Genomic DNA, 24,345 nt, shown 5'->3' on the forward strand with positions numbered 1-24,345 from the left:
ATCCGTGCTAGTACTGGGGCATGGCGATCTGGGGCAAACTTTTTGGTGGCGTGGCGGGGTTCGCGGTTGGCGGCCCCATGGGCGCCGTTGTGGGTACGGCACTGGGGCATGCGGCGGATAATGGCTCGCTGCTTGAAACCCCGGTGGGCGGGTGGACCGACCGCTGGGGCCCGCGGCTCAATGCCGATCCCAACGGGGCGGCCACCTTCATGGCGGCCAAGATGGCGGCGGCCATGGGCAAGCGTGACCAGATGTATGGCCTCGTCATCATCATCCTGTCCGCCAAGATGGCGAAGTGCGATGGTCCCGTGAACCGTGCCGAGATCGATGCCTTCAAGCGCCGCTTCAACCTGCCGCCCGAGAACATGAAGGACGTGGGCCGCCTGTTCGACAGTGCCCGCCAGCGTACGGATGACTACCGCGCCTTCGCCACCGAACTGGGCCGTGCCTTTGCCAGCAAGACCGGCATGCTGGAGGAAGCGCTGGCCTCCCTGTTCGTGATCGCGCGCGCGGATGGTGAGATCAACGCGCAGGAGGAAACCTTCCTGCGTGGCGTGCATAAAGCCTTCAATCTCAGCCCCGGCGCATGGGACCGTGCGCGTGACGGGGGTGCCCGCCCCGGCGTGAGCGAGGTCGATGCCTATGCCGTGCTGGGTGTTGCGCGCGATGTGGGTGATGAGGAAGTGCGCGTGGTCTGGCGCCGGCTGGTGCGTGAGCATCATCCCGATGTGCTCAGCGCGCGTGGCGCAACCGCCGCCCAGCAGGCGGAGAGTGCGGCCCGCATTGCCCAGATCAATGCGGCATGGGACCGCATCAAGCGCGACCGCAAACTGTAGGGCCTCAATACCCGCCTGTCCGGTATTGCCAGCCGCAGCGTGGCGGCCATTGCACCATGGCGGATGTCTTTCATCAACCACGCGCGGTCCGTGAATCATAAAGAAGTTTTTGGTGAAGCTTTTTTCAAAAAGCTTCGGGGAACGCCGCCCTTCTGAAAAAAGCGGCACCCAAAAACCTTCATCATCACCTCGGGCCACGGCACCGTTGTGACGGGCCGTGTCGAGCGTGGTGCCGTGAACGCCGGCGACGAAATCGGGATCTTTGGCCTGTTTATCAGGTCGCAATCAGGTCGCCGGCCTGCGCTTCCTGTCCAGCAGCCGGCGCAGCGCGCCCGCCACCGTATGGGCCAGTGCGCGATAGGCCTGGCCCGCGGCACTGTCCGGCGCCGCGATGACAATCGGCGCACCCGCATCGGCGCTGGCGCGGATATCGGCCAGCAGCGGGATCTCGCCCAGAAAGGGCACGCCCATCTTTTCTGCTTCCATCTTCGCCCCGCCATGGCCGAACAGGTCGGTACGGTGGTTGCAGTTGGGGCAGCAGAAGTAGGACATGTTCTCCACCATGCCCAGTACGGGCACGTTCATCTTCTCGAACATGGCAATGCCGCGCCGTGCGTCCAGCAGGGCGATATCCTGCGGGGTGGAGACGATCACGGCACCGGCCAGCGCGGTTTTCTGCGCCAGGGTCAGCTGCGCATCCCCCGTGCCGGGCGGCATGTCCACCACCAGCACGTCCAGCGCACCCCATTCGACATCGCCCAGCAACTGGCCGATCGCCCCCATGACCATCGGGCCGCGCCAGATCATGGCCTTGGTTTCATCCACCAGCATGCCGATGGACATGGCGCTGATGCCCCATCTGTGCGGCGGGATCAGGCGACCGTTACGCACTTCGGGCTGCGTGGTCATGCCCATCATGCGCGGCAGGGAGGGGCCATGCACGTCCGCATCCATAAGCCCGACCTTCAGCCCCTCCAGCCCCAGCCCCACGGCCAGATTCACGGCAGTGGTGGACTTGCCCACACCCCCCTTGCCCGACGCCACGGCAATGACCACCTTCACATCGGGCAGGAGCGGGCCGGTCGCGGGGCGGCCTGCGCCCCCCCCGAGGTTGAGCGGGCGGTGGCCCCCCGCGGCGGCCGGCGGTTCGGCGGCCGCAGGCGGGGCCGGGCGGTGCGCGGTCAGGATGACGCTGGCGCCTGTGCAGGCGGGAACGGCGCTGGAAAGGGCCCGTTCGAGTTCGGGAAGCAGGGCCTGCAGCCGCGCGGCATGCGCACGCTCGGTCGCGATGGCGACATGAAGCACGCCATCACGCACCATGAAGGCGTCCAGCCTGCCCAGATCAGCCACGCTGGCGGTCCTGTCGGCTGTGCGGACGTGCCGCAGCACGCTCTCTATGGTTGTCCGGTCGGGACTGGTCATGGTCATGCACTCCCTGTTTCTGGCGCCCGTGCGGGTATAGAAGGCACGGGGCACCGTGGTCGAGTCAGGAAACGGTGGGGCGGATCATTTGACGGGCCACCGGGCTGGCCGCCATGCCGGGCATGCGGGGCATCCCTGCCCGCCGGGAATGGCCTCCGGCCGGATTTGCTGCTTTACGCACGGCATGCGGATGTGCGGCCTCCGGCCTCCAGACGCATTGTTCAGGCTGACAGGGAACACCATGGGCACATCCATTTCGCCAGCGTCCACATCCCATCCCGCGCCCCGGCACGTACCCCATCGGCGTGACCACAGAATCGACGCCCTGCGCGGCGCGGCACTGCTCATGATGTGCATCGACCATATCCCGCAGGATGTGCTCAACCGCTTCACCATGCGCAATGTGGGTTTTGCCGATGCGGCGGAGGTGTTCGTGCTGCTGGCGGGCTATGCCTCGTGGCTGGCCTACGGGCGGGCGTTTGGGCGCCAGCCGGCCATGACGGTGCTGGGGCGGATCGGGCGGCGGTGCTGGCAGCTTTATGCATACCAGATGGTGATGGTGGTGGTGTGCATTTCCACCATCCGCATATGGCGGCATTTCTGGCCGGTACCGGTTGATTTCCTGGAGCCGGAACTGGCGCACGGGCTGGATTCGGCATGGCGCGTACTGACATTGCAGGCGCTGCCGGGCAACCTGAACATCCTGCCGCTCTATATCGTGCTTCTGCTGGGGTTCGCGCCGCTGTACCTGCTGCTGCGCGGGGTGGGCACGGCCGTGGTGCTGGGGCTGAGCGCTGCCGTATGGCTGGTGGTCAATCTTGACCCGCGTCTCAACTTTCCCAACTGGCTGGACCCCGATGGCTGGTATTTCGACCCGCTGGCCTGGCAGTTCCTGTTCGTGCTGGGCGTGTGCGCCGCCCGGGTGGCGGGCGGGCATGATGGCAGCCTGCCGCGCGTGCGGGCGCTGGCATGGATGTGCATGGGCTATCTTGTCTTCTCCGCCGTGCAGTCCTTTCCGTGGACGGACTGGGGCCTGACCGACCTGCGGCCCGTGGTCATGTCCGCGCCGGACAAGATGGTCCTCTCGCCATGGCGGCTGCTGGATGTGCTGGCGCTGTTCTACCTGGTGCAGTCATCGGGGCGGGCGACGGTGCTTGCGGCCAGCCGGGGCGGGCAGCTCATGGCGCTGTTCGGGCGGCATTCGCTGGAAATCTTCACCGCAGGCACCCTGATCGACCTGTACGGGCGGCTGGTACTGACCAGTTTTGGCACGGGCTGGGCCATGCAGGTGGTGGTCAATGTGGCGGGCTTTGTCGTGCTGCTGGCGGTGGCGCGCAACCGGGAGCGTGCGCGGATACGCGCGCGCCAGTCCCGCCCCGCGCCCGGCGGTGGCATACCGGCGGGCGTGCCGCTGTGCCGGAACTGACGTCGCGGTTTCCGCGTGCGTGAAGGGCGTGATATAGGTGCTCCGTCCCGATCCCGTTCAGCAGGATGTATGAGCCCCATGTCCCTTCGTGCCGCTGCCTTTTCCCGATCCTGCCTTGCCGTAGGGCTGGCCACGGCCCTGGGGGGACATGTCGCGCAGGCGGCTGACCCGGCGCCCGCGCCCGCGCCGCCCGCGGCAACGCCGATGCGCCTGCCCGGTGAGGGGCGCAACATGCCCGACAGCTTTGCCGACCTTGCGGCACGGCTGCTGCCCGCCGTGGTCAACGTCTCCACCACCGAGATGGTCCGCCCCGGCGAGGACGACGGCGATGACGGTGATGACGGCGACAACACGCCGCAGGTCCCCAATTTTCCCGAAGGTTCGCCGTTCGAGAAATTCTTCCATGATTTCATGAACCGTCAGGACAGTCCCAACGCGCCGCCACGCAAGATGCAGGCGCTGGGTTCGGGCTTCATCATCGACCCCTCGGGCGTGATCGTGACCAACAACCACGTTGTCCGCCACGCCGACCAGATCACCATAACGCTGCAGGACAATACCGTGCTCAAGGCCCGCCTGCTGGGCCATGATGACCGCACCGACCTTGCCGTGCTGAAGGTGGACAGCCCCAAACCGCTGCCCGCCGTGCCCTTTGGTGACAGCGACCACGCCCGCGTAGGGGACTGGGTGCTGGCGATCGGCAATCCCTTCGGCCTGTCGGGCACGGTCACGGCGGGTATCGTGTCCTCCCGCGGGCGCAATATCGAGCAGGGGCCGTATGACGATTTCATCCAGACCGATGCCCCCATCAACAAGGGCAATTCCGGTGGCCCGCTGTTCAACCTGCATGGTGAGGTGATCGGCATCAATACCGCCATCTTCTCGCCTTCAGGCGGGTCGATCGGCATCGGCTTTTCCATTCCCTCGGCCGAAGCGCAGGGCATCATCACCCAGCTGCGCCAGCACGGCCGGGTCACGCGCGGGTGGATTGGCGTGCGCATTCAGGACGTGACGCAGGAAATCGCCGATGGCCTTGGCCTGAAAAGCGCCCATGGCGCGCTGATCGCAGGCGTTGAGCCCAAGGGCCCGGCCGCAAACGCCCATCTGCAGACCGGCGACGTGATCCAGACCCTGAACGGCAAGGACATCGATGGCCGCGCCCTGCCGCGGCTTGTGGCGGAACTGGCGGGCGGCAGCGTGGCGCACCTGGGCATCTGGCGCAAGGGCCAGCAGATGAATGTCACCATCACCATCGGCGCCCTGCCCGAGGAAAAGACCGACAGGGCCGACAGCGCCCACCCGGCGGCAAAAAACCCGGCACAGGGCAGCATGGCTGTTGCGGGCATGGGCTTTACGGTGGGCGAGATCGATGACATCGCGCGCCAGAAATACAACATGGCGGATGGACAGAAGGGCGTTCTGGTAACCGGTGTGACCGATGACAGCCCGGCCGCCGAACGCGGCCTGCGCCCCGGTGACGTGGTGACCGAGGTGCAGCAGGCCGCCGTCAACACCCCCGCCGACCTGCGTCGCCAGCTTGATGCGGCCCGTACCCAGCACCGCAAGACCGTGCTGTTCCTGGTGCAGAATGCCGATGGCCTGCGCTGGGTGCCCTTTCCCCTGCCGGACGGGAGCGGACACTGAGCCGCATGCATGAACGGCTGAAGAACCTGCTGCTTTCCATCGCGCGGCGGGGTACGTGGCGGCAGGTCGTGCGGATGAACGTCTCGCTCATCCTGTCGGGCATTGTCGCCACCATCATCCATCTGGATGAGCCGGTCTGGGCGCTGATCACATCGGTCATCGTCATAACCCAGACCCGGCTGACCCAGACGCTCTCCACCGGGCGCGAGCAGATCGTGGGCACGCTGATCGGGGCGGCGGCCGGCATGTCCGCCATTGCGCTGGAACAGTGGTGCGCGCTGTCGGTGGGCATGGTGTTCTGGGTCATGCTCATGCCGCTGGCGGTGCTGGTGGCCTTGCGGCCCAAGATGCGGGTGGCCATTGTCACCCTGATGGTCGTGCTGCTGTTTCCCGCCACGGGGGAACCGTTTTCGAGGCCGCTGCAGCGCATCGCCTCGATCATGACCGGGGTGGTGGTGTCGTTCGCGGTGTCCTTCTTCGTACTGCGTAACGAGGCGCGGCGCGAAGTGCTGGGCAATGCCGCAAGCCTGCTGCGCCGTCTGGCCGACCTGCTGACCGGGGCACTCCACCAGAACCCCGACCATGACGCGCTGGCCACGGTGGACGGGATGTGCCGCTCCCTGCTGCAGGACATGAATGACGGCGTGCAGGAAGCCGAGGTCGAGCACCCGGCCGGTTCGCTGGCGCGGCATGACCCGCTGGTTGCCCGCCTGCCGGGGCTCCTGCGCCGGATCCGGTCGGACGCCATCTTCATAGCCCGCGCCGCCGTGGAGGGCGAAACCGCCCGCACGGGGGACATCCTGGCCCGGGAGCGCGACATGCTGGCCAGCGTGCTGGGCCAGATGGCCACACGCTGCGACACGCTTGCCACCACCCGGCGGCGGGGCGGCCCGCTGCCCGAGCAGGACATGTGCGATATACTGGACCAGTTGCAGCAGGTGGGGGAACACTGGACCCCCGTCATGCGTTTTGCTGTCGGACTGCTGCATGCGGACATGCGGCTTGCCGTGCGCAACATCTGGTCTGATGGGCGTACGGATGATGGTCCGTTCCCCCTATCGGGGCATCCGCTGCTGGCCGAGGCCGCGTTCGCCCCGGCCGGTTCCGGCCGGCCCATGAAGGAATAGGACGGGCGCGGACGCCACCGACACGGAGTACACAGGCGCCATGCTGAATGAAACAATCCTCCATCATCTTCCCGCTGGCGTGCAGGGACCACGTTACAGACGGGCGGAAGTGGGGCGCGGGATCGTTCATTTTGGTGTCGGCAACTTCTTTCGCGCGCATGAGGCCTGGTACGTGGACAGATGCCTCGCCCTGCCCGGTCAGTCGGCGTGGGGAATCGTGGGCGTGGGCCTGAATGGTGGCAGCCGGGGGGAGGCCAAGGCCCGCGAATTCCAGCAGCAGGACTGCCTGTATTCCCTGACGGAAGTCACCGCCGATGGCGCACGCACGGTATCCGTTATCGGGGCGCTGCGTGAATACCTGCTGGCCCCGGCGGACCCCGAGGCCGTGCTGCGCCGACTGGCGGACCCCGAAACCCGGATCGTCAGCATGACGATTACGGAAGGCGGCTACCATATTGATGAGGAAACCGGCCTGTTCCGTCTGGATGCGCCAGCCGTGCGCGCCGATCTGGACAATCCGCGCCGGCCCACGACCGTATTCGGCTATGTGGTGGAGGGGCTGCGCCGCCGGCGCGAGGCGGGTATTGCCCCCTTTACCGTGCTGTCCTGCGATAACCTGCGCAGCAACGGCCATGTCGCGCATACCGCCTTTGTCAGCTATGCCCGCGCGCTGGATGAAGGGCTGGCCGCCTGGATTGACGCCAATGTCACCTTTCCCTGTTCCATGGTGGACCGCATCACCCCCGGCGTGGACACGCCAACGCGCAATGCGCTGAATGAAGCCAGCGGGCTGGATGATGACCTGCCCGTGCTGGCGGAGGATTTCAGCCAGTGGGTGCTGGAGGACAACTTCTGCAATGGCCGCCCCGCGCTGGAAGAAGCGGGGGTGGAATTTGTGGAGGACGTGGCGGGTTACGAGCAGGTGAAGGTACGTATGCTCAATGCGTCGCATGTCCTGCTGGGCGCGATGGGGCTGCTGCTGGGCTATCGCTACGCGCATGAAACGGTGGAGGACGCGGATCTGGTCCGCTTCGCCAATGCCTACTGGACACAGGATGCCATGCCGCAGATCGACGCGCCCGCGGGTGTCGATCTTGATGCCTATCGCAGGCGCCTGCTCAGCCGTTTTTCCAACCGTGCGGTGGCGGATACGCTGCTGCGCATATGCAGCGACGGCGCATCGAAGGTACGGGTGTTCTGGACGGATACCGTGCGCCGCTCACTGACCAGCGGGCACGACCTGCAGCGCATTGCCTTCGGCATCGCCGCCTATATGGAAATGCTGCGCGGACAGGATGAAAGGGGGGAGGGCTATACCCCCATCGAACCCACGCTGGATGCGGACGAAATGGCGCTTGTCAATGCCAGTGACCCTGCGGCGGCCCTTGCGCTGCCAGCCTTCGATGGCTGGCGTGACATGGACACGACCGAACTTGATGCCGCCGTGGTCGCGGCCCGCAGGGCCATTCGTGAACGCGGCGTGCGGGCCAGCCTGCCCACCTGATGCGCGCGGCCTTCAGGGTGCTGGTGCGATCGCGCGGCGCATGGCGCGGGCATCCGCGCCATAGGTGGCGATGATGGCGGTCGATATGCCCGGTGTGGGCACGAAGCCCAGATGCGCCCAGACCGGTCCCGCGCCCTCCGTTGCCACAAGGGCCAGCCAGTCCATGCCCAGCGCATGCGCGGCCCGTGTCATGATTTGTAATGCGGCCCGCGTGGCCCCACGGCCGCGCAGCGCGGGCAGGATGGCGATGTCATGAAGGTACCAGCAGTCCGGCCGCCCCGGCAGGTGGTCCAGACAGGTATCCAGCGCCGGCGGGCATGCCATCCGCCAGGGGTGGCTGAGCATGTAGCCTCCCACCATATCCCGGGCATCCGGCAGGACCAGGCAGCCTTCGGGGCAGAGCCTGCGGCGTTCATCAAGCACGGCTTCCCGTTCGGGGCACAGGGGGTGCAGCCGGGCTGCCAGCGCCACGACCCCGGCCATGTCATCCGCCCGCATCGGGCGCCATGACGGGACGGCGGGCGCAGCGTCCGTGCAGCCGGTGTGGGATGGAACTGTGGGCATGATAGGAAAATCCGTTCCAGATAACATCGTTTCCGGTAGAAGGGGGCAATGGTATAGCTGCTGGTTGAGGGATGGAACACCATGACGGAAATGCGCCTGACATTACGGCTGGACGCCAATGGCACGCCGCTGCTCGGGCACGGCAAGATCCGCCTGCTGGAACAGATTGGCGAGACGGGTTCCATTTCCGGCGCGGCCCGGGCCATGGGCATGTCCTACCGGCGGGCCTGGCTTTTGGTTGAATCGATGAATACCGCCTTCGTGCGCCCGCTGGTGGCGGCCCGTCCCGGTGGTGGGGGCGGGGCCGGCCTTTCGGCGGAAGGGGAGGCGGTATTGCGGCTTTACCGTGAAATCGAGCAGGCAACCCGGAATGCCGCCCGTGGACCGCTTGAAACCCTGGCGGCCATGTGTTCATCCCCGCCGTGAAAAAACCACGGGCGACCCCGATCGTGGTCATCTCGATGGTCTGCCTGCCAATAAACAATAATTAATGTGTCATTATATCTAATAAAGAAGAACGAACTGGAGTTTAACTCAGTGCTACGACGCGATTTCATGAAGGCGGGAACAGCCCTGTCGGTCCTGTACGGCGCGGGCATGGCCCCCACACGGTCGGCCCGCGCTGCGCAGAGCGCCAATTTTGATGCCACTACCGTACGCACGCTGGCGCACCAGCTTTCGCAGCAGGCCTATCAGGCACCTTCCCAGACCTTGCCCGCAGCACTGCGGAACCTGAACTTTGACCAGTACAATTCCATGACGTTCCGCTCGGAACAGGCATTGTGGCATGGTGAGAACCTGGGTTTCGATGTCGAATTCTTTCCCCGCGGCTATCTGTACGCCCCCCGGATCGAAATGAACGAGGTGATCGACGGCCAGTCCCGTCCCATCGCCTTCAACGCCGACATGTTCACCTATAACGACCCTGCCCTGCGGGTGAACGAGGATATCGGCTTTGCCGGCCTGCGGCTGCGCGCGCCGATCAACACGCCGGGCGTGATGGAGGAGTTCTGCGTCTTCCTTGGTGCCTCCTATTTCCGTGCCGTGGCCAAGGGGCAGAATTACGGACTGTCCGCGCGTGGCTTCGCCAATGGCACCGGCAACCCGACGGGGGAGGAGTTCGCCCTGTTCCGCGCCTTCTGGCTGGAAAAGCCCAAGGCGGGCGTGGACAGCGTGGTCATCCATGCCCTGCTGGACAGCCCGTCGCTGGCCGGTGCGTTCCGTTTCACCATCCGGCCGGGTGAGACGACGGTCTTTGATGTCCAGTCGTATCTCTACCCGCGCAAGGCCATTGCCCAGTCCGGTATCGCGCCGCTGACCGGCATGTTCTATTTCGACGCCAATGACCGCACCCGCGTGGATGACTGGCGCCCCGCAGCCCATGACAGCGAGGGCCTGTCAATGTGGACCGGTAGCGGCCAGCAGCTGTGGCGGCCGCTGCGCAACCCGCGTGACCTGCAGTTCTCCGCCTTCAGTGACGTGCGGCCGCATGGCTTCGGCCTGATGCAGCGCAAGCGCGCCTTTACCGATTTCGAGGATGTCTCCCTCAACTATGAAAAGCGGCCGTCCCTGTGGATCGAGCCGATCGGGGACTGGGCTGCGGGTTCGGTGGACCTGGTGGAAATTCCCACCCCCAACGAGGTTAATGACAACATCGTCGCTTTCTGGCGCCCGCAGGATGCGCTGGAGGCGGGGCATGAATATGTCTTCACCTATCGCATGTACTGGGGATGGGACACGCCATGGCCCACCAGGCTGGCGCGCATCAATGCCACCCGCGTGGGTGAGTCGACGGATGATTCGCATACCCGTTTCTTTGATCTCGATTTTGTCGGAACACCGTTCGACAAGTTGCCCGACAACCCGCATTTCCATCTGCAGTGCCGTACCTCGGCAGGTGAAATCCGCAATGTGGTGGTCGAGCCGGTGCCCCCCATCCATGGCTGGCGCAGCACCTTCGAATTCGCGCCAGGTGATGCCAAGGTGGCGGAACTGAACTGCGTGCTGGCCGATGACAATGGTCCCGTGTCGGAAGAATGGGTCTACCGATGGACACCGTAGCAGCCAGCGCCCCGCCCGAGCCACCACCTGCGGGCGGTACCGGCGCAGACACGCGGCTGCCGCAGGGCTGGAGCGCGCTGCCCCGTCCTGCCCCGCTGGACATGCCCGTCCATGCGCTGGAGGAGGCGCCCGATCTGCACGGGCGCAGCCACACGCCCTCTACCGAGTGGCGGCTGATCAGCCTGCGCCGGCTGCTGGTGATCGGCGGTGCCCTGGCCATGACCGGGGCCGCCGGTTACGAGATGGACCTGGTGTTCAACGCCGTGCAGCGCTCGGTCGCGGGCATGGTGATGCTGGTGCTGTTCGTGCTGCTGTTCATGTGGATCGCGCTGGCCTTTACCTCTGCCGTGGCGGGGTTCTGTTCCATGCTGGCCGGTGGCGGGCTGGGACTGGGCATTGCGCGCAGCGGCCCGCTGCCCCGGCTTGCCACCCGCACCGCGCTGCTCATGCCGACCTATAACGAGGACCCCGGCCGCGTCATGGCCGGGCTGCGCGCCACCATCGACAGCCTTGCCGCCACCCGGCAGGAGCGCGCGTTTGATGTATTCATCCTGTCCGACACCACCAATCCCGACATATGGGTGGCGGAGGAAGCGGCCTACATGGCCCTGTGTCGCGCCACCGGCTGGGGCGGGCGGCTGTTCTACCGCAGGCGCGCTGTCAATACCGACCGCAAGGCAGGCAACATAGGCGAGTGGGTGCGTACCTATGGCGCGGCCTACCAGCAGATGATCACGCTCGATGCCGACAGCGTCATGTCCGGGGATGTGATCGTGCGGCTGACATCGGCCATGGAGCACAATCCTGGCGTGGGGCTGATCCAGTCGCTGCCGGTCATCGTGAACGGCCAGACCCTGTTCGCCCGCATGCAGCAGTTCGCCGGCCGCGTGTACGGCCCGCTGATTGCCCATGGCATTGCATGGTGGCATGGGTCGGAGGGGAATTACTGGGGCCATAACGCGGTCATCCGCACCGCGGCCTTTGCCGAGCAGGCGGGCATGCCGCACCTGCCGGGGCGCAAGCCCTTCGGCGGTGCGATCATGAGCCACGACTTCGTGGAGGCAGCCCTGATGCGCCGGGGTGGCTGGGCCATCCACATGGTGCCCGCCCTGAGCGGGTCGTATGAGGAAAGCCCGCCCTCGCTGACCGACATCGCCATCCGTGACCGGCGGTGGTGCCAGGGCAATCTCCAGCATGCCAAGGTGGTCTCCACCCGTGGCCTGCACTGGGTCAGCCGCATGCACATGCTCATGGGCATCGGCTCGTACGTCACGGCGCCGCTGTGGCTGATCTTCCTGCTGGTGGGTATCGTGGTCTCGCTCCAGAGCCGCTTTTACAAGCCGGAATACTTTGGCGATACCAAGCTGCTCTATCCGCATTGGCCGCATGTTGATCCGGTACAGGCCGAATACATGTTCATTGGCACCATGGTCGTGCTGCTGGCCCCCAAGATACTGGCCTATGTCCTGCTGCTCATTGACGGCCCGCTGCGCCGTGGCTGCGGGGGGGCGATCGCGGCAGGGGCGTCCATACTGGTGGAAACGGTGGTGGGCGGCCTGCTGGCTCCCATCGCCATGCTGATCCAGACCGGTGGCGTGCTGTCGATCCTGCTGGGGCGTGATTCAGGCTGGAATGCCCAGCGGCGTGACGCAGGTGGCCTGCAGGTCATGCAGAACGTGCGGCTGTACATGCTTCATACCGTGCTGGGCCTAGCCCTGGCGACGGCGGCATGGAGTGTCTCGCTGCCCCTGTTCTTATGGATGCTGCCGGTCACATTCGGGCTGGTCTGTGCCATTCCGCTGGCGGTACTGACCGGCAGTGATGCCGTGGGGCAGGCATTCAGGCGCGCCCGCCTGCTGCTGATCCCCGAGGAAACGGCCCCCCCGCCCGTGCTGGCGGAAGCCATCAGCTATATGCGCCAGATGGCGGGCCACCCCGTGCAGGAGGCCATTGCCGCCCTGCGGACGCGTAGCGGGCTGCTCAGGGTGCATGAGATCATGCTGCCACCGCCACGCAGGCCGGGTGATCCGATCAATCCCGCGCTGCTGGTGGGGCTGCTCAAGGTGCGTGAGGCGCCGGATCTGGCCAGCGCCGTGCACACGCTCGACCGTGCGGAAAAATCAGCCGTGCTGGGCAGTGCCGAAGGTCTCCGGATACTGGCCGGGCTGCCCTGACGGGCGGGCGGCAGGCAATCAGTCGGAGGCCGTGCCCTGCGGGGGGGTGGCCATCTCCTCGCCCTCATCCGACCCGTCAACGGTCATGATCGCATCCAGCGCATCGCACAGCTTTTTCTGGTTGGCGCTGGCCAGCGGGCCGGGGTTGGCGCACAGCTTTGCCGCGTCGGGCACGCAGGATTCGGTCGCGTCCTCGTAATCCGATTCCATCACGTCATGCGCCAGGGACAGGTTGGGGTTGTGCGCCTGGTCGCTGGCGTCCTCGATCACCTTTTCCATCTTGTGCATGTCATCAAGCTTGTCGAGACAGGCCTTGCTGGCCAGATCCGGCTTGAGACGCAGCACATCCATCGCGCGCTGCACCTTCTGCGTGGCCAGGCTCTGGCCATGGGCCGTGGTGCAGGACAGTGCGGGCGAGAGCAGCAGTGCGGCCGGCAATGCGGCAAGGCGTAGAGACAGCTTGATGTTCACCGTAAGCGTTCCGTTTGTCCATGCCCCGGCATGGGGAAATACCGCAGGCAATGCCTGACCCGCACGCGCGTGCGGTCCCGACCGGGCGGGAAAGGCGGGAGGCCGACTATGGCAGGAACCACCGCCGCGCGAAAGATGGCCCGCCGGACAATGCATATTCAGTATGCATAAAAATATGTTCTGAAAAGTCATTATATAATCATGGAAAAATCGGAATCTCAGCAAAATTTTGAAAATTCCCTTACATTCACGCAGGTTTTTTAGTATAGATTATCCCAGCTGAATATATTTTTGGTGTTCTGGCGGAGGTTGGAAACTATCCTATCACTGTGAAATGGTTCGTTATCACAACGATTCTGTATATCTAGCCAAATTCTGGTCTTTCCGGCGACGAGAGATCACGTGATCGTGCCCTTTTTCGGATGCGCGCATGTGTTTTGTCACCGAATTGTTTTGCAAGTCGTGCCGCAAGGTACGTTTTCCTGCCGGATTGACGACTTCTGGCCGGTAGCACGTCTGATGGAAGCAGGTTTGCCAGGCATGATGCGCTGGCGTTTTGGCGCTGGGGCCACTGCAGCTTCCATATTCCGCGACCGGTCCGGGCGATTGCACGCCCGACCCTGTTGAAACTGAGGTTCCGCACTGGTGTTTCCGGAAAGCCGGACTGTGCGGACGCAGCCTGCATCGACGCTCCGCAATGAGGTGGAGCCCCTCAACTTCGTGTCGGCTGCCTGTGAAAGAGGAGACTCTCCCCTTGAAACAGACAGACAATCTGTCCGAATCAACGTCCTTTGCTGACCGGCTGGGCATTCCCGCACCCCTGTTCTGGGGGTTCGTGGGCCTGCTGTTCTTCATGATCGGCGATGGTGTCGAAGCCGGCTACCTTGCCCCCTATCTTGAAGGGCAGGGCATCTCGTCGCGCGATACCGCCCTGCTGTTCACCATCTATGGCGTGACCGTCTCGCTGTCGTCCTGGGCCTCGGGGCCGCTGTCCGACCTGTGGGGCCCCAAGCGGGTCATGTGGATCGGCCTTGCCATCTGGGGTGTGTTCGAGGTCCTGTTCCTGACCTTTGGCGTGGCGGTCAACAGCTATCCGATCATGCTGGCGGCCTATACCATGCGTGGTTTCGGCTACCCGCTGTTCACCTACGGCTTCCTGGTCTGGATTGCGGCCGCAACCCCGCCGCGCCAGCTTGGCTCGGCGGCAGGCTGGTTCTGGTTCGCCTTCTCCGGCGGGCTGCCCACGCTGGGTTCGCTGTTTGCCAGCTTCTCCATTCCGCTGATTGGCGAGATGGCGACATTCTGGTCCTCGCTGGCGCTGGTCATGTTCGGTGGCCTGCTGGCGCTGCTGATGACGCGTGAACCAATCGGCTCCAGGCGCCTTGCGGCCCCGGGCACACCGCCGGCCACGATCTTCTTCAGTTCGATCAGCATCCTGTGGCGTGAACCCAAGACGTTTGTCGCCATGATCGTGCGGACCATCAACACGTCGTCCGAATATGCGTTCCTTGTGATCATGCCCGCGTTCTTCACGAAGGTCATCGGCTTCTCGCTGTCGCAGTGGCTGCAGCTGCTGTCGATCATCTTCCTGTCGAACATTCTGGTGAACCTGGTATCGGGCATCACGGCGGACCGTCTGGGCCATCGTACCGTGGTCGCCCTGTTCGGGTGCGTTGGTGCCGCGATCACCGTGCCGCTGTTCTACTACGTGCCGCAGATGTTCCCCGGCAACTTTGGCATCGCCGCCATCATGGGCGCGCTGTACGGGGCGACCATCGCAGCCTTCGTGCCGCTGTCCGGCCTGGTGCCGCAGATCTGCCCGAAGGAGAAGGCAGCCGCCCTGTCCGCCCTGGGTCTGGGTGCTGGCGCAAGCACATGGGTTGGCCCGGCCATCGTGACATGGTTCGAATCCTGGCGCGGGATCGAGGGGATCATCTGGATCTTCTCCGGCCTGTATGTCGCCTCGGCCCTCATGACGCTGGTGCTGACCGTCTCGCCCGAAGCCCGCCGCCATCTGGATGAAGCCGCCGCCCGCGGTGACATTGCGGAGGAAGTGACCCTGGGACACTGATTTTCCCGGACACCATGCGGGCCATCTTCGGGTGGTCCTAACGGACGGGCCTGCTGGCAACGGCAGGCCCGTCCTGCGTTCATGACCGCGTTCCGTCAGCAGGCGGCGTTCTCAAAGACAGATCATGCAGAAGTTTTTGGTAAAGCTTTTTTCAAAAAGCTTCAGGGCATGCCGCGTGCCTGAAAAAAGGTGATCCCGCCTGAAGCGTCCGTCATGGCGCCAGGGCATGAAAAAAGGCCGGAACCCAGTGGTCCGGCCTTTCGTGTAGCAGGGGTAGATATCAGATCCCGCGTTCGGGCCGCCTGCGCGGGTTGCGTGGGCGGTCGGTTGCGGGGGCGCCGCGCTTTTCACCCGGCTTGAGGGCCGGGGCCGCCGCCACTTCGCTTTCAAGCTGGCGGATGCGCTTCTGCACGCTTTCGCGCAGGCTGGGGGCGGTATGGGATTTCATGGTGGCCAGCGTCTCGCGCAGGTCACGCAGCTGCTTCTGCTTTTCGGCAAGTGTGCGACGGATCGGCTGGTTATCGGACATCTGTCCGTGGAATGCGCGCATGATAGGTATCCTGTGGACCTCGGGTCCAGGAAATGAGGTGTCTACTGTCGGATGGAAAGAGGGACAGCACGTACCGTTCCCCGCCTGCCAGGCATGGCAGGCCGGACGGGCCCGTTACGTGATGAACCGGGGGTATTACACCCCGTTCTGCGCCAGCACATCTGCCAGGCCGGTCACGAGGGCCTGGCATTCTGAATCCGTACCAATGGTGATACGCAGCCACTGTGCGATGCGCGGGGTCCGGAAATGACGCACGATGATCGCCCGTTCCCGCAGGGCCGCGGCGAGATAGGCCGCGTCACGGTCCGGATGGCGGGCAAATATGAAATTTGCCTGCGAGGGCAGGACCTCGAACCCCATCTTTCCCAGGCTGTCGGTCAGCCTGTTGCGTGAGCTTATGATCTTCTCGCGGGTATTTGCAAGCCATTCCCGATCCTCGATCGCGGCAATGGCGCCAGCCTGCGCCAGCCGGTCCAGCGGGTAGGAGTTGAAACTGTCCTTTACGCGTGTCAGGGCCGCGATCAGGTCGGGCTGGCCAATGGCGTAGCCCACCCGCAGCCCGGCCAGCGCGCTGGATTTGGACAGGGTGCGCACCACCAGCAGGTTGGGATGACCTGCTACCAGGGGAATGGCCGTGTCCGCGCCAAAATCGACATAGGCTTCATCCACCACCACCACGGCATCCGGGTGGTCGGTCACCAGGGTACGGATGGCATCCAGCCCCAGGGCCATGCCGGTGGGGGCATTGGGATTGGGGATGATGATGCCGCCACATGGCCTGCGGTAATCCGCAATATCGATGCGCATGGCGCTGTCCAGCGGTACGACTTCGTGACTGATGCCATACAGCCCGCAATAGACGGGGTAGAAGCTGTAGCTGATATCGGGGAACAGCAGCGGCGCTTCATGGTTGAGCAGCCCCTGGAAGGTATGGGCCAGCACTTCATCCGACCCGTTGCCCACAAAGACATGATCGGCCGGTACGTCATGCGCGCGGGCGATGGCGGCGCACAGGGCATGGGCCGTCGGGTCGGGGTACAGGCGCAGCGTGTCATCCGTGGCGGCACGGATGGCCTCGAGCACGCGCGGCGAGGGACCATACGGGCATTCGTTGGTATTGAGCTTGATGAGATTGGCCAGTCTGGGCTGCTCCCCCGGTACGTACGGGGTCAGTGTGTGCACGATCGGGCTCCAGAAACGGCTCATCAGGATCAATTCCAGGTTATCATGGTCGGGAAAGGCAGAGCTCCGCCGGGATGGCGGAGCATGGCGCGCAGGCCGGTGCAGCCGTGCGCGGGTGGGCTTCAGTCCTGCACGACGGCCGTGCGGTCCATGGCCTTCAGCACGACGGCATTGCCCTGCCGGGTCGCGAGCATGCGCGCGCTCACGCCCTCGCCATCGCGCAGGTCGGGACTGGCGCCGTGGTCGAGCAGGAAGGTCACCATGGGGTCACGGTTGAACATCACGGCGAAGATGAGTGGCGTGCGACCGACAAAATTGGGGATGTCCACGCCCGCGCCGTGGGCGACCAGCACGCGCGCGCAGGGCAGGTCGCCCTTGAAGGCGACACCGGCCAGCGCGGTCGCCCCCTTGTCATCCTGCAGGTCGGGCTTCGCGCCCCCTTCAAGCAGGGCGCGCACGGTCTCGGCATGGCCATTGTAGGCGGCGAGGATGAGCGCGGTGTAGCCCTTTTCATTGCGGGTGTCGGGGCTTATCCCCGCCTTGAGGAATTCGCTTACGAGGTCTGTCTGCCCATCCCGCGCGGCGGACAGGAACAGGGTCTCGATTTCCGCTTCGCTGAAGGATTCGGGTGCGGCGGCGGCGGGTTCGCCGCTGGCGACTGTCTTGCTCATGTGCCTGCCTCGCTGGTGGGGTTGTGGAGAATGGGGGCGGTGGCCAGCCCCGCCGGATGCGCGCGATCATAGTACGCTTTGGCCAAAAAGAACATCGGGCAATCCTGCATCATCATGATGTCACCATGCCAGTGTCCGGCATTCGCCATGGTGCAGCACGTCCATGGCATCCGGCGCCAGCCCCTGCGCACGGACTGCCGCGCGCATGCGTGCGACGGGTTCGCCGATCGGTTCATCCGTCAGGCGGAAGGTGCCGAAATGCATGCCGATGCCCCGTTTCGCCCCAAGCTGGCGCAGGCCGGATACCGCTTCCTCGGGCGTTGCGTGCACGCGGGCCATGAGCGCGCGCGGCGCATAGGCCCCGATGGGCAGCAGCGCCACGCCCGGTGCACCCAGCCGGTCGTGGATCAGCCCCCAGTGGCGGCCGGCGGCGGTATCGCCCGCAAAGAACACCTGGCGTCCCGCCGCGTCGCGCAGCATGAAGCCGCCCCACAGGCTTGTATTGCGGTCAAGGGGCGTGCGTGCCGCGCCATGGCGCGCGGGGGTGCAGGTAACGCGTACGCCCGCCGTGTCCACCCCCTGCCACCAGTCGAGTTCCATGATGCGCCTGAGCCCGGTCGCGCGCATGAAGCGGGCGTTTCCAAGCGGTGTCACCACCAGCGGGTCATCCCCCCGCCTGGCCAGCCCACGCAGGGAGGGCAGGTCCATGTGGTCGTAATGCGCATGGGATACCAGCACGATATCCACCCGTGGCAGGTCGGCCAGCCGCCGCCCCGGTGCCCGCACCCGCTTCGGCCCGATGAAGGAAAGGGGTGAGCAGCGTTGCGAGAAGACCGGGTCGGTCAGGATGGTCGCGGCGGTGCCATCGGGGCGGGGAATACGGATCAGGAACGTGCTGTGCCCGATGAACGTTATTGCCACCGTGCCCGGTGCTGGCAGGGCATGCGGGTCACCGGCGGGGGTGGGGTCTTCAATCCATTGCGGCCAGTCGGAAGGGGGGCGGTTCCACTGCCATTTCAGGATCGCCAGTGGCCGCATGCGCCCCGGCGGCAGCCCCTCGGGGCAGATGGCGGGCGGATTGAAGAAGCGGGTGCCATCGGTATGGTCACTGGCGGGTAGCAGCGGCATGTGCGGGTCTCCATCTGTCAGCGTGTCCTGGCGTAACAGGCAAGGGAAGGGGCGGGACCATGCCGGATTGATTCCGTCCTGTCCCGCAGGCACGTGCAACCGGGGGTCCGACCGCGCGCTGGTACATCCTGTATGGGCCATGATGGCACGACACGGGCAAGGGCGCGCATAACGGCTTGATGAGATGGCTTGTTCCGTCCCGAAGGTCGTGAGAAAGTGCGTGCCGTGGAAAGCGACCTGTCCTTGCGCCCAGGGCCCGCGGACAGGCGGCATAAAAAGAATAACACGAAGGTTGCCCGCTCGCGCCCGCTGGCCCGGCCCGACCGGGGCAACAACCATGGCTGTAAGGAGGCCGGATCCTATGCGTTCCCTGTTTACCTCTCTCCCGATGGCACCTGAAGGAGGTGGCGGCATGCCCACCAATATCGATACGCTGTGCATCAACACGATCCGCACGCTGTCCATGGATGCCGTGCAGAAAGCGAATTCCGGCCACCCCGGCACCGCCATGGCGCTCGCCCCCGTTGCCTATACGCTGTGGCGCGACGTGCTGGATTATGACCCCGCCAATCCGCTCTGGCCCAACCGGGACCGCTTCGTGCTCTCGATCGGGCATGCGTCCATGCTGCTGTATTCGCTGATCCACCTGGCCGGCATCCGCGACGTGCGCCCCGGTGGCGTGAGCAATGACCGCCCGGCACTCACGCTGGAAGACCTGGAGCAGTTCCGCCAGCTGGACTCGCTCACCCCCGGCCATCCGGAATATCACCACACGGCAGGTGTCGAGACCACGACCGGCCCGCTGGGCCAGGGCTGCGGCAACTCGGTCGGCATGGCCATTGCCGAGAAATGGCTGGCCGAACACTACAACCGCGATGGCTTCAGGCTGTTCGACCACCACGTCTATGCCCTGTGCGGTGATGGCGACAACATGGAAGGTGTCGCCAGCGAGGCGGCCTCCATCGCGGGCCACCTGAAGCTTGGCAACCTGACATGGATCTATGACAGCAACCAGATTTCCATCGAGGGCTCGACCCACATCGCCTTTACCGAAAGCGTGCACAGGCGCTTCGAGGCCTATGGCTGGCATGTCCTTGAACTGAAGGACGCCAACGACACCGGTGACATGCGCCGCCTGCTGGCCGAGGCGAAGGCCGAGACCTCGCGCCCCACGCTGATCATTGTCCACTCCATCATCGGCTGGGGCGCGCCGCACCTTGCCGGTACGGCCGAAGCACATGGCTCGCCCCTGGGTGTCGAGGAAATCCGCGAGACCAAGAAGTTCTATGGCTGGCCCGAAGACAAAAGCTTCTATGTGCCCGAAGGCGTGCCGGAGCACTTCCAGGCGGGCATCGCAACCCGTGGCGCAGCCGCCAGCAAGGCATGGAATGAACTGTTTGCGGCCTATCGCGCCAGATACCCGGCCGAGGCCGCGCAGCTTGACCATATCTTTGCCGGCACCCTGCCCGATGGCTGGGACAGCGGCATTCCGGTATTCGATGCGGATGCGAAGGGCATTGCCTCACGCGCAAGCTCGGGCAAGGTGCTCAACGAGATTGCGAAGAACTACCCGTGGATGCTGGGTGGTTCCGCCGACCTGTCGCCTTCCACCAAGACACATCTGACATTTGATGGCGCGGGTGACTTCCAGCCGCCGCAGTGGAATGGCACCTATGGCGGGCGCAACCTGCATTTTGGCGTGCGTGAGCATGCCATGGGTTCGATCAGCAACGGCATGGCGCTTTACGGGCTGCGGGCCTACTGCTCGGGCTTCCTGATCTTCTCCGATTACATGAAGCCGCCCATCCGCCTGTCCGCGCTGATGAAGCTGCCGGTGACCTATATCTTCACCCACGATTCGATCGGTGTGGGTGAGGACGGGCCGACCCACCAGCCCATCGAGCAACTGGCCCAGCTGCGTGCCACACCGGGGGTTACGCTGATCCGCCCCGCCGATGCCAATGAGGTGTCGGAAGCCTGGCGCACCCTGATCCAGCTGACCGACCGCCCCAGCGTGCTGGCGCTGAGCCGGCAGAACCTGCCCACCATCTGCCGCAAGACCTATGCGCCTGCCACGGGTCTGGCAAAAGGGGCCTATGTCCTTGCAGATGGCGAGGGGCGTCCCGATGTCATCCTTATGGCGACGGGTAGCGAAGTAGGGCTGATCATCAAGGCGGCGGAAAAGCTTAAGGCGGATGGGATGAACGTACGTCTTGTGTCCATGCCGTCATGGGATCTGTTCGAGGCCCAGCCCAGATCCTACCGCGACAGCGTGCTCCCGCCCGATGTCACCGCGCGCGTGGCGGTGGAGCAGGCCGCCCAGCTGGGCTGGGACCGCTATACCGGCCTTGCGGGCGAGACGATCGTGATGCACGGCTTTGGTGCCTCCGCCCCGGCAGGAGAGCTGGAAGTCAAATTCGGCTTTACGGTTGACGCCGTGGTGGCCGCGGCCCGCAGGCAGGCAGGGAAATAAGGATACAGGCAGGCAGGGGTCATTCCCTGCCTGCCTTGTTTCAAGGCAAAGGAAGCGCTGGCGGCACGGATTGCCGTGCCTACCGGCAAGAAAAGGAAGCACAGGAATGAGCGTGCGAGAAACAGGTGGAGAAAATCCGTTAAAGGAACTGGCCCGGTATGGTCAGTCCCCCTGGCTGGACTTCATCCAGCGTTCCTATACCGAAAACGGAAGCCTGAAGAAGCTGGTGGAAGAAGATGGCCTGAAGGGTGTGACCTCCAACCCCGCCATTTTCCAGAAAGCCATGGGGCAGGGCACGGATTACGACGCCCAGATCCATTCCGTGCTGGAGCATCAGGTGCTGGACGCCGGCGCGCTGTATGAACTGCTGGCCATTGATGACATCCGTGCCGCGGCAAAGGTGCTCTACCCCGTCTATGAACAGACGAAGGGCCTGGACGGGTATGTCAGCCTGGAGGTTTCTCCCTATCTGGCGCGCGACACCAAGGGTACGCTGCACGAGGCGCTGCGCCTGTGGAAGGCGGTAGATGCCCGCAACCTCATGATCAAGATTCCCGGCACGGAAGAAGGCGTGCCAGCGGTGCGCGCCGCCATTGCTGCGGGGTTGAGTGTCAACGTGACGCTGCTGTTCTCGAACGAGGCCTACAAGAAGGTGCTCGAAGCCTACATCACCGGGCTGGAGGACCGTCTGGCCCGTGGTGAGAGCGTTAAGGAAATCGCCTCCGTCGCCTCCTTCTTCGTCAGCCGCATCGATGTGAAGATCGATAAGGAAATCGACCGCCGCGTGGCCGCGGGTGACAGGGATGCCGATCGCCTCAAGGCGCTGCGCGGCAAGGTCGCGATTGCCAATGCCAAGATGGCCTATGAATACTGGAAGGAGGTCACCGCCTCCCCGCGCTGGAAGAAGCTGGCCGATGCGGGCGCCCTCCCCCAGCGCCTGCTGTGGGCCAGCACCGGCACCAAGGACAAGACCTTCAGCGACGTGGTGTACGTGGACGGGCTGATCGGCCCCGAGACGGTCAACACCATCCCGCCCGCGACCTTCGATGCCTTCCGTGACCACGGCAAGGTGGCCGAGACCCTGACCCAGGATGTGGCAGGGGCGAAAAAGGTGCTGGAAGAGGCAAAGAGCCTCGGCCTTGACCTTGATGGCGTAACAAAGGTGCTGGTTGATGAAGGCGTTGCCTCCTTTGCCGATGCGTTTGATGACCTGCTGGGTTCGGTCGCGGCCAAGCAGGCGGCGTTCCTTGGCAAAAAGATGACCTCCACCGCGCTCAAGCTGCCTGCCGACCTGCACAAGGCGGTCGATGCCGAGCTGGAAGAATGGCGCAGGAAGGGCAATATCCGCCGCCTGTGGCAGAAGGACGCCACGCTGTGGACCGGCAAGGACGAGGCCAGCTGGCTGAAATGGCTGGACATTACCGATGACCAGGTCGCCGCCCTGTCCAAGTTCGAGGATTTCCAGGCGGAAGTGAAGGCGCGCGGCTTCAAGGACGCGCTGCTGCTGGGCATGGGTGGTTCCAGCCTTGGGCCCGAAGTGCTGGCGCAGACATTTGGCAAGCATGAAGGCTTCCCGCACCTGTACGTGCTCGACAGCACCGACCCGCAGCAGGTGCGCGATTTCGAGAAGAAGATCGACATCGGCAGGACGCTGTTCATCGTCTCCTCCAAGTCGGGCGGCACGCTGGAGCCGAACATCCTCAAGGCCTATTTCTTCGATCAGGCGAAAAAGGTGCTGGGGGACAAGGCGGGTTCGCATTTCATCACCGTGACCGATCCCGGCTCGCACATGGAAGACGTGGCGAAGAAGGACGGGTTCTGGAAGATATTCTACGGTGAAAAGCAGATCGGTGGCCGCTATTCCGTGCTGTCCGATTTCGGGATGATCCCGGCCGCCGTGGCCGGCCTGCCGCTGAAGCTTTTGCTGGAATCCGCCCAGCGTGGCGAAAAGTCCTGTGCCGCTTCCGTCCCGCCCGCGCAGAACCCCGGCGCGGTGCTGGGCACGGTGCTGGGTGTGGCCGCGCGCGATTTCGGGCGTGACAAGGTGACCATCATCGCCTCGCCCGGCATTTACGACATGGGTGCGTGGCTTGAGCAGCTCATTGCCGAATCAACCGGCAAGGAAGGCCGTGGCCTGATCCCCATCGATGACGAGACCATCGGCAAGAACAGCGTGTACGGCAGGGACCGCGTCTTTACCTATCTGCGCCTGGCTGAAGATCCCTGCCCGAAGCAGGACGCGGCGTTTGCCGCACTGGCCGAAGCGGGTGAGCCGGTGGTCACCATCGAACTGCACGAGCGCCGCCAGGTGCTTGAGGAGTTCTTTCGCTGGGAATTCGCGACGGCGGTCGCGGGTGCGATAATCGGGATCAACCCGTTCGACCAGCCCGATGTCGAGGCCTCGAAGATCGAGACCAAGAAGATCACCACCGCCTATAACGAGACCGGAAAGCTGCCGCCGTACGAACCCTTTGCCAAGGACGGTCCGTTCGCCTTCTACGCCGACCCGAAAAACGCGCAGGCGCTGGGTGGGGCCACCACGGCGGAAGCGATCCTCAAGGCGCATTTCGCCCGGGGCAGGGCAGGCGACTACGTGGCCCTTCTGGCCTATATCGACCGGGATACCTGGACGCGCGAATGGATCCAGAAGGCGCGGCTGGCGCTGCGCGACGGGCTGAAGCTGGCCACGGCGGCCGAATTCGGCCCGCGTTTCCAGCATTCCACCGGTCAGGCCTACAAGGGCGGGCCGGACACGGGCGTGTTCGTGCAGATCACCTGCGATGACGAGGTGAACCTGCCGGTGCCGGGTGAGAAATATACCTTCAGCATCGTGAAGGAAGCCCAGGCGCGTGGCGACATGGAAGTTCTGGCCGAACGTGGCCGCCGCGTGCTGCGGGTGCATATCCATGGTGACCTCAGGGCAGGCCTTGAAAAACTGGGGCAGGATATGGCCCACGCGGTCTGACCCGCGATTATCGGGACCCGCCTCTCCACCAGGGGGGCGGGTTTCTTGATTGTGGTCATTGGGAAAAGGGCGCGCA

The 24,345-nt window shown here is 64.7% G+C and carries 18 protein-coding genes; 11 read left to right on the forward strand and 7 right to left on the reverse strand.

Annotated features, from left to right (window positions below):
- Positions 1-20 precede the first annotated feature (20 nt).
- On the forward strand, positions 21-836 hold the full coding sequence (locus LDL32_RS13265) for a TerB family tellurite resistance protein (protein ID WP_233067683.1): 816 nt from the start codon (positions 21-23) through the stop codon (positions 834-836).
- Between the two features lie 285 nt (positions 837-1,121).
- Here LDL32_RS13265 and LDL32_RS13270 read toward each other — a convergent pair whose 3' ends face one another.
- The gene (locus LDL32_RS13270; RefSeq protein ID WP_233067685.1) at positions 1,122-2,258 is read right to left on the reverse strand and encodes an Mrp/NBP35 family ATP-binding protein; all 1,137 of its coding nucleotides are present in this window, start codon (positions 2,256-2,258) and stop codon (positions 1,122-1,124) included.
- A 241-nt stretch (positions 2,259-2,499) separates the two neighbouring features.
- On the opposite strand from LDL32_RS13270, the gene LDL32_RS13275 reads away from it, so the two are divergent.
- The 4 genes from LDL32_RS13275 to LDL32_RS13290 all read left to right on the forward strand — a co-directional run bounded on the left by LDL32_RS13275 (position 2,500) and on the right by LDL32_RS13290 (position 7,959).
- Positions 2,500-3,684 (forward strand): OpgC family protein, encoded by a 1,185-nt coding sequence (locus tag LDL32_RS13275; RefSeq protein ID WP_233067687.1) that lies wholly within the window; start codon positions 2,500-2,502, stop codon positions 3,682-3,684.
- Positions 3,685-3,762: 78 nt separating this feature from the next.
- A complete protein-coding gene (locus LDL32_RS13280; protein WP_233067689.1) occupies positions 3,763-5,328 on the forward strand; it encodes a DegQ family serine endoprotease in 1,566 nt (521 codons plus the stop codon).
- A 5-nt stretch (positions 5,329-5,333) separates the two neighbouring features.
- Positions 5,334-6,455 (forward strand): FUSC family protein, encoded by a 1,122-nt coding sequence (locus LDL32_RS13285; RefSeq protein ID WP_233067691.1) that lies wholly within the window; start codon positions 5,334-5,336, stop codon positions 6,453-6,455.
- 40 nt (positions 6,456-6,495) lie between these two features.
- Positions 6,496-7,959 carry a mannitol dehydrogenase family protein gene (locus tag LDL32_RS13290; RefSeq protein ID WP_233067693.1) on the forward strand — a complete coding sequence of 488 codons (1,464 nt, stop codon included), beginning with the start codon at positions 6,496-6,498 and terminating at the stop codon, positions 7,957-7,959.
- A gap of 12 nt (positions 7,960-7,971) precedes the next feature.
- Here LDL32_RS13290 and LDL32_RS13295 read toward each other — a convergent pair whose 3' ends face one another.
- Positions 7,972-8,523, reverse strand: coding sequence for a GNAT family N-acetyltransferase (locus LDL32_RS13295; protein ID WP_233067694.1), 552 nt, complete (start codon positions 8,521-8,523; stop codon positions 7,972-7,974).
- 81 nt (positions 8,524-8,604) lie between these two features.
- Here LDL32_RS13295 and LDL32_RS13300 point away from each other — a divergent pair, with 81 nt between their 5' ends.
- The 3 genes from LDL32_RS13300 (at position 8,605) to mdoH (ending at position 12,758) form a co-directional block, all read left to right on the forward strand.
- Complete coding sequence (locus LDL32_RS13300; protein ID WP_233067696.1) at positions 8,605-8,949, forward strand: winged helix-turn-helix domain-containing protein; 345 nt, start codon at positions 8,605-8,607, stop codon at positions 8,947-8,949.
- A gap of 129 nt (positions 8,950-9,078) precedes the next feature.
- Positions 9,079-10,584 carry a glucan biosynthesis protein gene (locus LDL32_RS13305; protein WP_233068904.1) on the forward strand — a complete coding sequence of 502 codons (1,506 nt, stop codon included), beginning with the start codon at positions 9,079-9,081 and terminating at the stop codon, positions 10,582-10,584.
- Positions 10,572-12,758: a glucans biosynthesis glucosyltransferase MdoH gene (mdoH, locus tag LDL32_RS13310; protein WP_233067698.1), complete on the forward strand. Its 2,187-nt coding sequence runs from the start codon at positions 10,572-10,574 to the stop codon at positions 12,756-12,758. Before LDL32_RS13305 ends, mdoH begins: the two co-directional genes overlap by 13 nt.
- A gap of 18 nt (positions 12,759-12,776) precedes the next feature.
- On the opposite strand, the gene LDL32_RS13315 is transcribed toward mdoH, so the two are convergent.
- Positions 12,777-13,229 (reverse strand): hypothetical protein, encoded by a 453-nt coding sequence (locus tag LDL32_RS13315; protein WP_233067699.1) that lies wholly within the window; start codon positions 13,227-13,229, stop codon positions 12,777-12,779.
- A 754-nt stretch (positions 13,230-13,983) separates the two neighbouring features.
- Here LDL32_RS13315 and LDL32_RS13320 point away from each other — a divergent pair.
- Complete coding sequence (locus LDL32_RS13320; protein WP_233067701.1) at positions 13,984-15,300, forward strand: MFS transporter; 1,317 nt, start codon at positions 13,984-13,986, stop codon at positions 15,298-15,300.
- Between the two features lie 280 nt (positions 15,301-15,580).
- On the opposite strand, the gene LDL32_RS13325 is transcribed toward LDL32_RS13320, so the two are convergent.
- From LDL32_RS13325 to LDL32_RS13340, 4 genes are all read right to left on the reverse strand, one after another.
- A complete protein-coding gene (locus tag LDL32_RS13325) occupies positions 15,581-15,850 on the reverse strand; it encodes a hypothetical protein (protein ID WP_233067703.1) in 270 nt (89 codons plus the stop codon).
- 135 nt (positions 15,851-15,985) lie between these two features.
- Positions 15,986-17,056 (reverse strand): histidinol-phosphate transaminase, encoded by a 1,071-nt coding sequence (hisC, locus tag LDL32_RS13330; protein WP_233067705.1) that lies wholly within the window; start codon positions 17,054-17,056, stop codon positions 15,986-15,988.
- A 98-nt stretch (positions 17,057-17,154) separates the two neighbouring features.
- Positions 17,155-17,703 carry an ankyrin repeat domain-containing protein gene (locus LDL32_RS13335; RefSeq protein ID WP_233067706.1) on the reverse strand — a complete coding sequence of 183 codons (549 nt, stop codon included), beginning with the start codon at positions 17,701-17,703 and terminating at the stop codon, positions 17,155-17,157.
- Between the two features lie 120 nt (positions 17,704-17,823).
- The gene (locus tag LDL32_RS13340; RefSeq protein WP_233067708.1) at positions 17,824-18,831 is read right to left on the reverse strand and encodes an MBL fold metallo-hydrolase; all 1,008 of its coding nucleotides are present in this window, start codon (positions 18,829-18,831) and stop codon (positions 17,824-17,826) included.
- 361 nt (positions 18,832-19,192) lie between these two features.
- On the opposite strand from LDL32_RS13340, the gene tkt reads away from it, so the two are divergent.
- Together tkt and LDL32_RS13350 are read left to right on the forward strand one after the other, a co-directional pair.
- Positions 19,193-21,304 carry a transketolase gene (tkt, locus tag LDL32_RS13345; RefSeq protein ID WP_233067710.1) on the forward strand — a complete coding sequence of 704 codons (2,112 nt, stop codon included), beginning with the start codon at positions 19,193-19,195 and terminating at the stop codon, positions 21,302-21,304.
- Positions 21,305-21,410: 106 nt separating this feature from the next.
- Positions 21,411-24,269, forward strand: coding sequence for a bifunctional transaldolase/phosoglucose isomerase (locus tag LDL32_RS13350; RefSeq protein WP_233067712.1), 2,859 nt, complete (start codon positions 21,411-21,413; stop codon positions 24,267-24,269).
- Positions 24,270-24,345 lie beyond the last annotated feature (76 nt).

Source organism: Komagataeibacter sp. FNDCF1 (assembly GCF_021295335.1).
GTDB lineage: Bacteria > Pseudomonadota > Alphaproteobacteria > Acetobacterales > Acetobacteraceae > Komagataeibacter.